Below are 14,564 nucleotides of genomic sequence, written 5' to 3' on the forward strand. Positions count from 1 at the left end.
TTTTATAAAACCATTTTTTCTCCACAAAAGGGGGCAATTACATGAAAAGATTGATGTCTTACCTCTTGATTGCGCTGCTGACATTCGCGGCAGTCGGATGCAGCAGCCAACAGCAAGCCAGCGGTCCGGCCGAAAGCAGTCCAGCGGAAAGCAGTTCGGCCGAAAGCAGTCCGGCGGGAAACAAGTCTGACGGTCAAAAGGTTTTTGGCTACACCTCCATGACGCAAAACAATCCCTTCTTCCAAGTGCTGGAGGAAGCGATACGCAAGGAAGTGGAGGCAAAAGGGGACAAGCTGATCACCACCAACCCGGCCATGGATGTAGCGCTTCAAATCAACCAGATTGAGGATATGATCGCGCAGGGAATCGATGCCATATTCTTGAATCCGGTTGATTGGGAAGGGATCAGACCTGCCCTGGTCAAGCTGAAGGAAGCCGGCATTCCCATCATCAACTACGACACGGAAGTAAAGGACTTTGATTATGTTACCGCTTACGTCGGTTCCGACAATAAGAATGCCGGCAGGGTTGCCGGGGAAGACCTGGTAAAAAGATTTCCCAACGGCGGAAAGATCGCGGTCCTGGACAGTCCGACGATGAATTCGGTCAACGACAGAATCGCCGGGTTCATGGAAGCGATCGAAGGCAAAAATTTTGAAGTGGTTGCGCAGCAGGATGCCAAAGGGGATCTGGAAACGGCCCTCGGTCTGACCGAAGACATCCTGCAGGCACACCCCGACATTATTGCGATTATGGGCGGGAATGATCCGACTGCCCTGGGTGCGCTGGCAGCGCTAAAGGCCGCCAACAAAACGGATATCGTCATTTACGGAGTCGACGGCTCTCCAGATGCGAAAGCCGCCATTGCCGAGGGCAGCCCATTGGTGGGTACGGGCGCGCAGTCACCCATTCAAATTGGCGTGAAGTCGGTTGAAGTGGCCTACAAGATCCTGAATGGCGAGCCGTTTGAAAAAAGAACGCCGGTAGAAACGTTCCTGATCAATCAAGACAATGTTCAGCAATACGGTACGGATGGCTGGCAATAACCTGTAGAACGACGGGATTACATAGTGGGTGACTCGGCTGCCTTGTTTGTTCACAGACGGTCAGCAGACATGGACGGGTCACCCATGATCACGTATCGAGGTGGAATAGATGAGCGACAAACTGTTGGAAATGTCCGGTGTGAGCAAGCGGTTTCCCGGGGTGTATGCTTTGAAGGGCGCCAACTTCGAACTGAAAAGCGGAGAAGTTCACGCGCTTCTTGGCGAAAACGGCGCGGGCAAGTCAACGCTGATGAAGATATTGGGCGGCATCTACAGCATCGATGAAGGAAAGATCTTCATCGAGGGCCAGGAGAGTCAGATCCATGGCGTAAAGGATGCGCAGAAATACGGAATCAGCTTGATTCATCAAGAAATCTCATTAGTCCCTTACCTGTCGATTGCAGAGAACATTTACCTCGGCCGGGAGCCACTCACTAAAACAGGTTTTATCGATAAAAAAACGATGGTTGGGCAAGCGCAAAAATTTCTGGATGAGTTCGATCTTGGCCTGTCCGCAAACATGCTGATCCATCAATTAAACGTCGCCCAGCAGCAAATGGTGGAAATCATCAAAGCTGTTTCTTTTCGGGCAAAGATCATCGTCATGGATGAACCGACCTCTTCCTTGACAGACAAAGAGGTCGAATTCCTGTTCCAAACGATTCGCAGCTTAAAAGCGCAGGGTGTCGGGATTATCTACATCTCCCATCGAATGAATGAATTATTTGAGATCACAGACAGGATCACGATCATGAGAGACGGCACGTATATCGGAACCGTTCAGACCAAAGAGACGACACAGGAAGAACTAATCGGCATGATGGTAGGCCGGGAGCTGACCAATTACTATGTCAGAGAGTTTCTGCCTCCGGGCGATTGCGTCCTGCAGGTCCGCAACCTGTCGCGGAAAGGCGTTTTGGAAAAGGCAAGCTTTGAACTGATGAAGGGCGAGATCCTTGGTTTTTCCGGGTTGGTCGGCGCGGGGAGATCAGAGTTGATGAAGTGCATCTTTGGACTGGATTCATTTGATCAAGGCGAAGTGCTCATCAACGGGGAAAAAATCAAGATAAAAAATCCGAATGATGCGATCAAACACGGAATTGCTTACGTAACGGAAAATCGCAAAGAGGAAGGATTATTTTTGATCCAATCCGTTCAATACAATATCACCATCAAGATTTTGCATGAGTTTATCAGGTTCTTTCGGGTTCGTTCCAAATATGAAAATACGGAAACCAATCAGTACATACAAGAATTATCGATCAAGACGCCAAGTCCCGATCAGGAAGTAAAGAATTTAAGCGGCGGCAATCAGCAGAAGGTTTTAATTTCACGATGGCTGGCAACGAAACCGAAAGTCTTGATTCTTGATGAGCCGACGAGAGGCGTTGACGTCGGCGCAAAGGCGGAAATCTATTCCATCATGAACAGACTGGTGAAAGAGGGAGTCTCGATTATCATGGTTTCTTCTGACCTGCCGGAAGTGATCAACATGAGCAATCGGGTTGCGGTTATGTACAAGGGAAGGATCCAAACCATCCTGCCGAAAGACCGTTTCAGTCAAGAAACGATCATGCACTTTGCTACGGGAGGTAATTGATATGTCTCAACTTTCTTTACAGGAGAAACGAAAGGACAGCGCCCTGCTGCAATTAGGTGGAGGCGTAAAAGAATTTGTTCGGGATAACATGGGAATCCTGATCGGGTTTTTAGTGTTGTGCATCATCATTTCCATCGTCAATTCCAGTTTTTTGACCGCGAATAATCTATTAAATGTACTGCGGCAAACCTCCACGAATTTATACCTGGCCTTGGCGATGACGATGATCATTATTCTCGGGGGGATTGATCTCTCGGTAGGCTCCATCATGGCCGTGGTAGGCGTCGTGACCAGCAGCCTGATCGCCTTGTTTGGGGCGCCGGTCCTCGTGGCAGTAGCCGCCGGGCTGGCCGTGGGGGTCCTGTTTGGCGCGTTAAATGGCTATGTCGTAGCCACTACCGTGATCCCCCCGTTTATTGTCACCCTGGCGACGATGAACATAGCGAGGGGAGCGGCTTATGTCTTGACCGATGGAAAGCCGATTCGCGTGATGTCGGATTCTTTTAATTTTATTGGTTCCGGCTATATCGGCGGGGTACTGCCAACACCCGTACTGTATTTGGTGATCCTGCTGATCATATGTTATCTCATTATGAACAAGACGAAGCTGGGCCGCTACATGTACGCAGTCGGCGGGAATGCCGAAGCAGCCAAATTTTCCGGAATCAACATCAAAAGAATCAAGCTGTTCGCCTACACCTTTAGCGGATTGATGGCTGCAGTAGCGGGGATCGTCCTTGCCTCGCGCATGTTCTCCGGGCAGCCGACCGCGGGCAATGGCGCCGAGCTTGATGCGATCGCAGCGGTTGTACTGGGCGGAACGAGCATGACAGGCGGATACGGCAGGATCGGCGGGACGGTAATCGGCGCTCTTATTATCGGGGTGCTCAGCAACGGATTAAATTTGATGGGAGTAAGCTCATTTTGGCAGTACATCGTAAAAGGGATCGTCATCATGGTGGCGGTATACGCAGATGTGATCAAAAGAAAAAGAGGTTGAGCCCCAAGGGCTTCCTGTTGCGCTATGATCGTAAACGAGGTAGGTGATCCAAGTGAGAGAGGGAATTGCAGTGGCGGGGACGATTGCCGTCGATGAAATTAAAAGAATCGATCGATACCCCGGAAAATCCGAGCTTACCGTCATCCAAAGCATAAAAAGGTCGATCGGCGGGGCCGTTTCGAATTGTTCTATCGCTCTGGCCAAAATCGACCCCAACCTGCCGATTGAAGTTGTCACCCTGATTGGCGACGATGAAAAGGGCCGTTTTTTGCGAGAGAGATTAGGCCAGTACCGAAATATTGACCTGAAGCAAGTCAAAGTGACGGGGGATACTCCGTTTACCGACGTGATTGATGACAGTTCTGACCACAGCCGCACCTTTTTTACATACAAGGGAAATTCGGTTCTATTTGACGAGGATACGATCGATGTTGCAAACCTGCAGGCGAAGATCCTACACATCGCTTATTTGCTGTTATTGGATTCTTTGGATCAAACAGACAGCGAGTACGGGACGAAGATGGCAAAAGTGTTAAAACGGGCACAGGATGCAGGGATCAAGACATCGATTGATATCGTGAGCGAAAACAGCGACCGGTATGCCCTTGTCGTGCCGCCAAGCTTGAAGTATGCCAACTACTGTATTGTCAACGAACTGGAAGCTGGCAAAAGCGTGGGCATCAGCTTGAGGAACTCCGCGGGCGCTTTGCTCACCCGGGATATCAAACAGGTGCTCTATCGATTGAAGGAATTGGGAGTCAGGGACTGGGTGGTCATCCATGCTCCTGAAGGCGGTTTTGGATTTGACGGCCGGCAGTTTTACAGCATCCCTTCCTTGCAAATTGAGAAGCAATGCATCAAGGGCTCGGTTGGGGCGGGCGATGCGTACGCTTCCGGGGTTTTATACGGCGCCCTGCAGGGCTTCGACCTTCCCGGCGCGATGAAGCTGGGTACTGCTGCCGCTGCTTCGTCGCTGCTGGAAGAGGATAGCACGTCAGGCATTAAAAGCTATGAAGAATTAATCCTGATGTATGAGGCATATCCGAAAAAAGAGCAAATAAGCATCTAAAGGAGAGGATGAGATGTTAGTTACGTTGCGTGAACTGTTGACCAAGGCTGATGCGGGAAATTATGCGGTCGGAGCTTTCAATTCACCTACCCTGGAATCCGCGCGGGCGGCTATGGAAGCGGCGGAGGAATTGCAAGCGCCCGTGATCCTGTCGCATGCAGAGGTCCATAATGAAATCGTCCCGCTGGAGGTAATGGGCCCCATACTCGTTGATTTTGCCAAAAAAGCCAGCGTTCCCGTAGCGGTCCACCTCGATCACGGATCCCATCTGGAGATCGTCAAACAAGCGATCGAAATCGGCTTCAGCTCTGTGATGATCGATGCTTCGCAAATGAGTTACGAGGAGAATGTCAGAACAGTAAAAGAAGTTGTACAGTACGCGCATCAACACGGCGTTTCAGTGGAAGCGGAGCTGGGAGTATTGACTTCTTCCGGGATTGGCGGGGAGGAAACGAAGGGAGGGAATGCGATTCCCCTGAATGAACCCGAGGATTATTACACGGACCCGGTATTGGCGAAAGACTTTGTCGAACGGACGGGGATCGATGCGTTGGCGGCATCATTCGGCACGGTGCACGGCATTTACATAACGGAACCCAATCTTGATTTTGAACGGCTTCGATCCATTTACGGGAACATTCAAAGGCCGGTTGTCATGCACGGCGGTTCCGGATTGAGCAGAGAAGACTACGTCAAGGCGATTCGCTGCGGTGTGAGAAAGATCAATTACTACAGCTATGCGGCAAAGGCGGGCGCCCACGCGATCAAAGCGTACATCGACCAGACAGCCAATCTGTTCTACCACGACTTTACCGTAGTGGCCAAAGAGGCGATCAAAAACGATGTGAAAAAGGCAGTGGAAATTTTTACACTGCAAGGAGGCGCGAACAGTGAAGAGGGAAGAATATGAACACGTAAAGGCACGGGCATTAGCCTTGTTTGAGCGGGCAAATATCGTCCTGACGGAAGCAGAGAAACAGGCAGTAGAGGTTGCCGATTTTGGACTTGGTAAAATAGAAGACACCGGATTGCAATTGGTTACGTATGTCAATACCCAGCTGGTCTGTGCCAAAGAACTGGCATTGCTCCCCCATCAAACCTGCCCTGAACACAAGCATCCAAAGAGGGATTTTGACGAGGGGAAAGAGGAGACCTTTCGCTGTCGGTACGGGACCGTGTATCTGTATGTGGAAGGAGAAAAAACGAAAAATCGTTCTGCCAATCCGCCGCAAGGGGATGAGCCATTTTATACCGTTTTCAAAGAAATCATCCTGCGGCCGGGAGAGCAGTACACGATTTACCCGAATACGCTCCACTGGTTTCAAGCGGGCAGCGAAGGCGCAGTCGTCTCGGAATTTTCCACGAGAAGCACAGACGAGAGCGATGTATTTACAGACCCGAGAATCAGGCGAATACCTGAGATAGATTAAATTGTACGTACAAGATAAAAGTAGCTAATATGCTGCTTGTTTGTCCCTGTTTTTCGGGAGAAGGCTGAACTGGCTGGTAGGAGAAGAGTGCCGCTTCAAGCTGGGTGCGTCTTTTCTTCCCGGCCACGGATGCCTATTTTTTTGCTCGCAGGGTCACGTTCGTCAAATCTTGAATGTACGTACAAATTATAATAAAATACAGAAAATTCATACGTACAAATAAACAGGAAAAATCAAGCCGTTTTGAAAGGTGTTGATGATCGGTGCTGGAGGATTTGAAAGAGCAGGTGTGGGAGGCGAACCGGCTGCTTCCGAAGTACGGGTTGGTCACTTTTTCTTGGGGAAATGTAAGCGGTATCAACAGGGGGGGCGGACTGCTTGTGATCAAGCCGAGCGGGGTATCCTACGATGAATTGAAGCGTGAAGACCTCGTCGTGCTCGATTTGGACGGAAACATCGTGGAAGGTCGTCTGAGACCCTCCTCTGATACGGCAACCCATATCGTTCTGTACAAGAACTTTCCGGATATCGGGGGAATCGTACATACCCATTCTCCGTGGGCGACGGCCTGGGCCCAGGCAGGCAAAGCCATTCCCGCGTTAGGGACTACCCATGCCGACTATTTTCATGGAACGATTCCCTGCACGCGTCCGATCAGCAATGAGGAAATTGCCGGGGAATACGAGCGTGAAACGGGAAATCTCATCGTGGAAACATTCAGGAATCTGGATCCGAATGAAATGCCGGGTGTACTGGTACATAACCATGCCCCGTTTAATTGGGGCAAGGATCCTCTGGACGCGGTGCACAATGCCGTCGTACTGGAGGAGTGCGCAAAGATAGCGTATCATTCTTTCCAATTGAATCCAAAGCTGGAGGAGATGAACTCCCGTTTGCTTGCTAAGCATTTTTATCGAAAACACGGCGCTCACGCTTATTACGGCCAGAGAGAACAGGGGGATAAGCGATGACGAGATATGCCATTGGAATCGACTTCGGGACCCAATCGGGGCGTGCGGTTTTGGTATCGCTTGCCGACGGGAAAGAAATCTCTGATCACGTCACACCCTATCGGCACGGCGTAATCGATACGGTTTTGCCCCACTCTGCCACAGAATTGGGACATGAGTGGGCTCTTCAACATCCCGCTGATTACCTCGAGGTGATCAAGCATTCAGTGCCGGCCGTGCTGCGCCAATCGGGAATCGATCCGAACCTGGTCATCGGGATTGGCATTGACTTTACGGCGTGTACGATACTGCCGGTCGATAAACGCTTGCAGCCCCTCTGCTTTCGCGAGGAGTTCAAGGATCATCCCCACAGTTATGTGAAGCTTTGGAAGCATCATGCGGCACAGCACAAAGCGAACAAAATAAATGAAATGGCCAAACGAAGAGGGGAGGCCTTTTTGTCGCGGTATGGCGGGAAAATCTCGTCTGAATGGATGATCGCAAAAGTGTGGCAGGTACTGGATGAGGCTCCTGACATCTATGATCTCACCGATCAGTTTGTGGAAGCGGCGGATTGGGTCGTCTCACAGCTGACGGGAAAGCTGCTCCGCAACAGCTGTACGGCGGGTTATAAGGCAATCTGGCACAAACAAGACGGATACCCCGGCAAGGAGTTCTTTCGCGCTCTGGACCCGCGGCTCGAAAACCTGACGGCAACCAAGCTTCGCGGGGAAGTCGTCCCGCTTGGAACCAAGGCGGGCGGGCTGACGAAGGAAATGGCGCAGCTGACGGGATTGCCGGAAGGAATTGCAGTCGCCGCAGGCAATGTAGACGCCCATGCAGCCGTCCCGGCGGTGGGGGTAGTTCAACCGGGGAAAATGGTCATGGTGATGGGGACCTCCATCTGTCACATGCTGCTGGGCACGGTCGAAAAGGAAGTAGAAGGGATGTGCGGCGTGGTAGAGGATGGAATTATTCCGGGATATTACGGTTATGAAGCCGGACAGTCGGCAGTAGGAGATATTTTTGAGTGGTATGTGGAAGAAGCGATGCCCGCCTATGTGCAGCAGGCTGTGCAAGATCAGGGACTGGAGATCCATCAGTACCTGGAACAGAAAGCTGCCGCATACAGACCGGGCGAAAGCGGCCTGCTCGCCCTTGATTGGTGGAATGGAAACCGTTCCGTCCTGGTCGACACGGAGCTCGGCGGGCTGCTGCTGGGAATGACCTTGCAAACCAAGCCGGAAGAAATTTACCGCGCCCTGCTCGAGGCCACCGCGTTCGGGACGAGAACGATCGTGGAGGCTTTTCAGCAGAACGGAATCGAAGTACATGAGTTGTATGCCTGCGGCGGACTCCCACGAAAAAACCGACTGTTATTGCAAATATATGCGGATATTACCAATCTTCCCATCAAGGTGGCTGAGTCCAAGCACACGCCCGCGCTCGGAGCAGCCATGTTTGCTGCCGTAGCGGCTGGCAAAGAAGCCGGGGGTTACGATACAATCATGGAAGCCGCAGGCTTTATGGCCAGGGTAAAAGCTGAAGTGATCCTGCCCATTCCTGAAAATGTCGCTGTTTATGATAAACTATACGAAGAGTACAAACGGCTGCATGATTATTTTGGCCGCGGGGACAACGATGTGATGAAAAGGCTGAAATCGCTTCGGACCTTTGCGGGCGTATAATTAGGAAAATTGCGAATCAAACAGGGGGGATTTCATGCTGCAGGCAGGGCCGTATCAATTTTGGTTTGTGACAGGCAGTCAGCATTTGTACGGAGAAGACGCCTTGTCGGAAGTGAAAGCAAACGCAAGAACGATTGTCGATGCCTTAAACCGCATGGGGCAGCTTCCGCATGAAATCGTCTGCAAAGGCGTCGCAACGACAGCAAGCGACATTCGCGTACTCATGCTGGAGGCGAATTCCGACGAAGCGTGTGCAGGTTTGATCACCTGGATGCATACCTTTTCTCCTGGAAAAATGTGGATTTCCGGGTTGCTGTCCTTGCAAAAACCGCTGCTTCACCTCCATACCCAGTACGATCGCGACATCCCTTGGGAAACGATTGATATGGATTTTATGAACCTTAACCAATCTGCTCACGGTGACCGCGAGTACGGCTATACCGTCACGCGGCTAAACATCCCGCGAAAAGTGATTGCAGGCTACTGGCGCCATGATCACGTCCAGCAGAGAATCGGAGAATGGATGAAAACGGCCGTTGCCGTGGTCGAAAGCCGGAAAATCCGCGTAGCCCGGTTTGGCGACAATATGAGAAATGTCGCCGTTACCGAAGGGGACAAGGTTGAAGCGAACATCACCTTTGGCTGGACGGTGGACTACTACGGTATCGGCGATTTGACAGAGAAGATGAAGGACATCGCAGAGGAACAGGTGGCACAACTCTTTGCGGAATACCAAGAGCTGTACGATATGGAGCCGGAATGTTTGGCTTCCGGCCCGCTGCAGGAATCCATCAAGGAACAAGCGCGTATGGAACTGGCGCTGAAGGCCTTTTTGCAAGAGGGAAACTACACGGCATTTACGACGAATTTTGAAGACTTGCACGGAATGAAGCAGCTGCCGGGACTGGCTGCCCAGCGTCTGATGGCCGAAGGGTACGGCTTTGCGGGTGAAGGAGACTGGAGAACCGCTGCCTTGACTCGTCTGGTAAAGATTATTTCTGCTAATCAAAATACTTCCTTTATGGAGGATTACACGTATCATTTCGAACCGGGCAATGAAATGGTCCTCGGTTCACACATGCTCGAGATATGTCCAACTGTTTCAGCCACGAAGCCCAAACTGATCGTGCGACCTCTCGGCATTGGCGGAAAGGAAGATCCGGCCAGGCTTGTATTCGACGGCAAGGCCGGAGATGGAATCGTCGCGTCGCTTGTAGAGCTGGGGGGACGTTTTCGGCTTGTGATCAACGAGGTACAAGCGGTTCAGCCAACTGCTGCCACCCCCAACCTGCCGGTCGCCAAGGTGCTTTGGAAGCCGCTTCCTTCCATGACTATGGCAGCGGAAGCGTGGATCTACGCAGGCGGGGCCCATCACACGGTTTTTTCCCTGTCCGTAACGAAAGACCAATTGTATGATTTTGCTGATATGATGAACATTGAATGTGTAATCATCGACCAACATACGAATCTTCATCGACTCAGACATGAACTAAAAATGAACGATGTAATTTGGAGATCATAAAAGCGAAACATATATTCTTTTTACGAGGTGTGGTTTTGTGGCTGAAACGAAGTACAGTATGGTTAAAGGATGGATTCGGTCGAAAATATTGGACGGAACGTTCGCGCCAAACCAAAAAATCAGTTCCGAAAGCGATTTGATGAAACAGTTCGACGTCAGCCGCCATACCGTTCGAATTGCCATCGGTGAACTGGTGAGCGAGGGCTGGCTGTATACGGAGCAGGGAGCGGGCACATTTGTCGCGGACCGTTCAGCTATTCTTCCGGATACTCCCGCCTATCAGCAGAAGAAGATCGCCATCATTACGACATATATCTCGGATTATATTTTTCCCTCGATCATTCGGGGCGCGGAAGCGGAAATCAGCAAGGAAGGCTACCAGGTCAGCCTGTTCAGTACGAATAACGATCATGAGCATGAAAAACGCATCTTGGAAACGATACTTTCGCAGCCCTTTAACGGTGCGATTATCGAAGCGACAAAAAGCGCATCGGCCAATCCGAATATCAGCAACTATTTGAATTTGGAAGCATTGGGAATCCCCTACGTGATGATCAATGCTTATTATGATGAGCTGGACCCTGTAAGTGTAGTGGTTGACGATGAAAAAGGCGGATTTTTGCAAACAGAGCATCTCATCAAATTGGGCCATCGCCATATCGCCGGTTTCTTTAAGACGGATGACATGCAGGGCGTCAAACGGATGAAGGGGTTCATCAAAGCCCATCGGGTCTACGGCATCCCCATCAATCCCAAGAACATTGTCACCTATCACACCGACAAAAAATCCTCGAGACCCGCGGAAGTGTTAAAAATGATGCTGGAGTCCTCGCATGAAAAGCTGACAGGCCTCGTTTGCTATAACGACGAATTGGTGATGAAACTGCTGGATGTGCTCAGGCAAAAAGGAATGAATGTCCCCGAAGATATATCCGTCGTCGGTTTTGATAATTCATTTTTGGCAGAGGTTTCCGAAGTGAAACTGACGACCATCGAACATCCGAAGAGTGAATTGGGAAAAATCGCCGCAAAAACGGTGCTGGAGATGATCGGCAGGGGCAAGGGCTGCAAGCAGGGAACTCCTGTCGAATCCGTCGTGTTTGAGCCGAAAGTGGTGCTGAGGAATTCGACGAAGGGCGTTGCAGGGGAATAAGCAGGGCGTGAGGTGGATCACCTGTCAGCTTAAAAAAGATTGTGGTTATGTCTCCTATATTTTTCCGCCAAATGGGCACCCTATGTGTAACAATGCACATGGAAAGGGGTGCCCTTTAGAAATGTATGGAAAAAAGCTGATACGACAAGCGGTGCTCGGGTTGATCCTCGCCGGGACAGCCATCTCTGCCGTACCGGTGGACGCCGCCGGTCTGATTCAGGAAGAGCAGGGGCCGACGCTCGCCGTCAAGCACTCGCTGAAGGGAAACAGCCTGCATCTGAAGCTGGAGGTGTCGCGCTTTACCTTCTCCCTCGACAACATGGGCAAGGAAAACAAAGCGGGAGAAGGGCACGCCGTACTCTATCTGGACGGCAAAAAAACAGCGAAAATTTTTGACAAGGAATACGTGCTTGACGAGATCCCGCCGGGAAAACATCAAGTCGTGATCGAACTGGCACACAACAACCATGAATCATATGGAGTAAGACAGACGTTTCAGATCAGCGTAAACCCGTAAACGACGAAAAAAGCAGAGGACAAGCTCCTCTGCTTTTCACGGTTGGATTATGACGTAAAGACGACTTTCGCCTGGGCGTCCGCTTTTTGCAGCGAGACGACGACCGTCGGGTAGGTCAGGACCTGCGTGGTCATGCTGCCGGGGGCAGGTTTTGACTCGTGGACGTAGACCTGCCACGTTCCGTCAGCGGACTGCTCTACCTTGTCCACTTGCAGGCTGTACCCGCCGGTTGGGCGTTGTCCCAATCCGATGACGACGTAGGTTTGTTCATCAGCGTGAACCACCTGGTAGCCGCCGGCCTCTCGCACCTGTTTGTAGACAGGCTGCAAAGCTTCGGAGTAGGGAGGCTGTACGAGCTGGTAGCTTCCTGCGGTTTGCCCTTGCGAGTGCTGGGGCTGATTGGTTTCAGACATGGCGGATGCCCCTCCGAATACCGCCAATGCGGCGGCGAGTATCATTGAAAGATATATATTCATTCCAGTTACCTCCTCGTGATCAAGGTCGTTTGGAAGCCTGCTCTTGGCAAAAGCGGACGGGACATGTAAGATCATGACATGATGCGTAATGCGAGGTGTTCCAATGAACCTTTCGACATGCTTGTCCATGCTATCTGATTCGACGCAGCGGGCGATTGTCGAGGAACAAAATCGACGCTTGCAGGAGAACTGCGAGGCAACGCTGGCAGAACGCCTGGCAGACGAGCGCTACTTGACGCGCGTATGGCATGCTTTGCACGATGTGGAACGCGATGTCATGAGACTGTTTCTCCTCGAAGCGGCCAAAGGCTTCTTGACCAGACGACAATGGGAAAGCCTGTCACATGCAAGACACGCCAGGTTGTCTGTCGGCTTGACTCGGCTGCGCAGGCTGGGGATCGTTCTAACGGTTCGAAAGCTGTGGAGCGAGGTGGGCTACTTTGTTCCCGAAGAGATTCGCCGCACCTGTCTCCCCTTGCTCGATCAGCAAGAAAAAATGGAGGAACTAAACTGCAGCAATCACATTCAAACGCTCTCCTATTATACTACAGGGGGGCGGGGAATACATCTGGATTTGTTTGCCTGCCTGCAGCTGGTACGCGACCAGCAGCCCACGCTGACCAAGCGGAAGACGATCCACCAACGCTTTATCCAAAAACTGTCAAGTCATGTTTCACTCAGCGATGACCACGTGGGCGGACTGATCGACCAAATCGGCGGCGATGGACGCAAGCAGCCGTATCCTGCCGCGATTGCCGTCCTGCTCGACATGGCCTTCCGCTTGCAGCTGCTGACAGCAGACGAAAAGCAGATCAGGTTGAACCAGGCCAAGGTGGACGAGTGGCTGGGGCTGTCTGCAGCGGAGCGGCTCATGGCCATTTACCGGCTGGCGGAACGCTATTACCTGCCGCATCAGCCTTGGCTGGAAGCTTGTTCGTTTGAAATGAAGCGCTGCCGGGAAAACGGCTGGCAATCGGTTTCGCAGCTGCTGCAGCGCCTGCGGGGCCAGGGGTTCCGCCTGCCGGATGACGCGGATGCTCTGCTTAAAGCCGCCTGGCTGCACCCTTTGCTGGGCTTTGGCTTTGTCCAGTTAGGCCTGGATCAGAACCGGGAGCTGTATTGGCGATGGAATCCGCTGCTCAGGGAAGGAAGCGAATTAGCCGGGTGGTATGTAGAGCCGACCGGAGTGATCGTCGCTGCGCCGACTGTTCCGCTGCGCGATTTGTGGGAGCTGGGCCGATTGGGCGACTTTTCCTTTGAAGGCGAGATGGTGCAGTGTACATTGCAGCCGGCAAAGGTTCAATACTATATGGGAAGCGGAGGGTCGGAGGTGCAGGTTCTCTCCTTTCTGCAGTCGGCCTGTCCCTACCCTTTGCCTGATGCGATTTTGCAGCTGGTGAAAAATTGGGCGAGGGATGCGAGACAAATTCAAATGGAACGCTGCATCCGGGTGCGGACAGCCCATGCGGGAATCCTGCGGGAACTGCGAGAGCTGCAAAGCATGCAGTCATTTCTCGGCGAGATCATCTCCGAGACTGATTTCCTGATCGATGAACGGCAGGAAGAGAGGCTGTTGGATGTGCTGCGCCAGTGCGGGTATGAGCCGCAGGCGGGCCTTATCCGCGGTTTTCAGCCGTTGGAAGCAGGTGAAAGCCGTCCGACATCAGACCAGCCTTCCGCCGATGACACCCAGAACGGGCTTTTGCCAATCGCGCTGCCATGGGATGGATACAAGGTGGAAAACGTCTTTCCCGACCCGTCTGACGGAGTGCCGCAGCTGTCCCGCCTGCCGCGAATCTGGACACAGCATTACCAATCCTACCATCCGCAGACACTGCGGGATTTGTTGAAACGGGCGGAGGAACTGCAGTTGACGGTTCGCGTTCAATTGGCGGAAGGCACTGAACAGGAGGGTGTTCCGGTCAAGGTGGAGATCCAGTTGGGCTTTTGGCATGTCACCCTGGATACCAGAGCGGGCAAAAGCAGGCTCCGGCTCGATGACATACAGCGGGTGCGCATGCTGCTTCCGGACTACGTTCAGATTTGAGCAGGAAAACACTTCCTTTTTGCGCGGGAAACTGTTACAAATCGATGGTTTCGTGTTAAAATAGGA

13 protein-coding genes are annotated in these 14,564 nt (G+C 51.9%); 12 read left to right on the forward strand and 1 reads right to left on the reverse strand.

Translation table 11 applies throughout. The features are described 5' to 3' along the window. Positions 1-41 precede the first annotated feature (41 nt). From HGBM_RS19525 to HGBM_RS19575, 11 genes are all read left to right on the forward strand, one after another. Positions 42-1,046: a sugar ABC transporter substrate-binding protein gene (locus tag HGBM_RS19525; RefSeq protein ID WP_019122767.1), complete on the forward strand. Its 1,005-nt coding sequence runs from the start codon at positions 42-44 to the stop codon at positions 1,044-1,046. A 109-nt stretch (positions 1,047-1,155) separates the two neighbouring features. After that, on the forward strand, positions 1,156-2,646 hold the full coding sequence (locus HGBM_RS19530) for a sugar ABC transporter ATP-binding protein (protein WP_019122768.1): 1,491 nt from the start codon (positions 1,156-1,158) through the stop codon (positions 2,644-2,646). 1 nt (position 2,647) lies between these two features. Continuing rightward, positions 2,648-3,646 carry an ABC transporter permease gene (locus HGBM_RS19535; protein ID WP_019122769.1) on the forward strand — a complete coding sequence of 333 codons (999 nt, stop codon included), beginning with the start codon at positions 2,648-2,650 and terminating at the stop codon, positions 3,644-3,646. A 52-nt stretch (positions 3,647-3,698) separates the two neighbouring features. Beyond that, positions 3,699-4,715, forward strand: a complete 1,017-nt coding sequence (locus HGBM_RS19540; RefSeq protein ID WP_026074540.1) for a carbohydrate kinase family protein — start codon at positions 3,699-3,701, stop codon at positions 4,713-4,715. Positions 4,716-4,728: 13 nt separating this feature from the next. Further along, positions 4,729-5,625, forward strand: a complete 897-nt coding sequence (locus HGBM_RS28065; RefSeq protein WP_019122771.1) for a class II fructose-bisphosphate aldolase — start codon at positions 4,729-4,731, stop codon at positions 5,623-5,625. Further along, positions 5,606-6,145: a D-lyxose/D-mannose family sugar isomerase gene (locus HGBM_RS19550; RefSeq protein ID WP_019122772.1), complete on the forward strand. Its 540-nt coding sequence runs from the start codon at positions 5,606-5,608 to the stop codon at positions 6,143-6,145. The genes HGBM_RS28065 and HGBM_RS19550 overlap by 20 nt, the downstream gene beginning before the upstream one ends. A gap of 263 nt (positions 6,146-6,408) precedes the next feature. Next, positions 6,409-7,116, forward strand: coding sequence for an L-ribulose-5-phosphate 4-epimerase (gene araD, locus HGBM_RS19555; protein WP_019122773.1), 708 nt, complete (start codon positions 6,409-6,411; stop codon positions 7,114-7,116). Then, positions 7,113-8,783 carry a ribulokinase gene (locus tag HGBM_RS19560; protein WP_019122774.1) on the forward strand — a complete coding sequence of 557 codons (1,671 nt, stop codon included), beginning with the start codon at positions 7,113-7,115 and terminating at the stop codon, positions 8,781-8,783. Before araD ends, HGBM_RS19560 begins: the two co-directional genes overlap by 4 nt. Positions 8,784-8,817: 34 nt before the next feature. Next, a complete protein-coding gene (araA, locus tag HGBM_RS19565; RefSeq protein ID WP_019122775.1) occupies positions 8,818-10,305 on the forward strand; it encodes an L-arabinose isomerase in 1,488 nt (495 codons plus the stop codon). A 37-nt stretch (positions 10,306-10,342) separates the two neighbouring features. Beyond that, positions 10,343-11,458 (forward strand): GntR family transcriptional regulator, encoded by a 1,116-nt coding sequence (locus HGBM_RS19570; RefSeq protein WP_019122776.1) that lies wholly within the window; start codon positions 10,343-10,345, stop codon positions 11,456-11,458. Between the two features lie 121 nt (positions 11,459-11,579). Then, complete coding sequence (locus HGBM_RS19575) at positions 11,580-11,975, forward strand: hypothetical protein (protein WP_019122777.1); 396 nt, start codon at positions 11,580-11,582, stop codon at positions 11,973-11,975. A 47-nt stretch (positions 11,976-12,022) separates the two neighbouring features. Here HGBM_RS19575 and HGBM_RS19580 read toward each other — a convergent pair whose 3' ends face one another. Further along, on the reverse strand, positions 12,023-12,451 hold the full coding sequence (locus HGBM_RS19580) for a protease complex subunit PrcB family protein (protein WP_019122778.1): 429 nt from the start codon (positions 12,449-12,451) through the stop codon (positions 12,023-12,025). Positions 12,452-12,554: 103 nt separating this feature from the next. On the opposite strand from HGBM_RS19580, the gene HGBM_RS19585 reads away from it, so the two are divergent. Next, on the forward strand, positions 12,555-14,498 hold the full coding sequence (locus HGBM_RS19585; RefSeq protein ID WP_019122779.1) for a tudor domain-containing protein: 1,944 nt from the start codon (positions 12,555-12,557) through the stop codon (positions 14,496-14,498). Positions 14,499-14,564: the final 66 nt, after the last annotated feature.

The organism is Brevibacillus massiliensis (assembly GCF_000311785.1).
In the GTDB taxonomy this organism is placed as follows: Bacteria; Bacillota; Bacilli; order Brevibacillales; family Brevibacillaceae; genus Brevibacillus_C; species Brevibacillus_C massiliensis.

Excerpts from the sequence above, each read along its gene's own strand:
- HGBM_RS19525 (WP_019122767.1), top strand. The coding sequence starts at position 42 with ATGAAAAGATTGATGTCTTACCTCTTGATTGCGCTGCTGACATTCGCG.
- HGBM_RS19530 (WP_019122768.1), top strand. The coding sequence starts at position 1,156 with ATGAGCGACAAACTGTTGGAAATGTCCGGTGTGAGCAAGCGGTTTCCC.
- HGBM_RS19535 (WP_019122769.1), top strand. The coding sequence starts at position 2,648 with ATGTCTCAACTTTCTTTACAGGAGAAACGAAAGGACAGCGCCCTGCTG.
- HGBM_RS28065 (WP_019122771.1), top strand. The coding sequence starts at position 4,729 with ATGTTAGTTACGTTGCGTGAACTGTTGACCAAGGCTGATGCGGGAAAT.
- HGBM_RS19560 (WP_019122774.1), top strand. The coding sequence starts at position 7,113 with ATGACGAGATATGCCATTGGAATCGACTTCGGGACCCAATCGGGGCGT.
- araA (WP_019122775.1), top strand. The coding sequence starts at position 8,818 with ATGCTGCAGGCAGGGCCGTATCAATTTTGGTTTGTGACAGGCAGTCAG.
- HGBM_RS19575 (WP_019122777.1), top strand. The coding sequence starts at position 11,580 with ATGTATGGAAAAAAGCTGATACGACAAGCGGTGCTCGGGTTGATCCTC.
- HGBM_RS19580 (WP_019122778.1), bottom strand. The coding sequence starts at position 12,451 with ATGAATATATATCTTTCAATGATACTCGCCGCCGCATTGGCGGTATTC.
- HGBM_RS19585 (WP_019122779.1), top strand. The coding sequence starts at position 12,555 with ATGAACCTTTCGACATGCTTGTCCATGCTATCTGATTCGACGCAGCGG.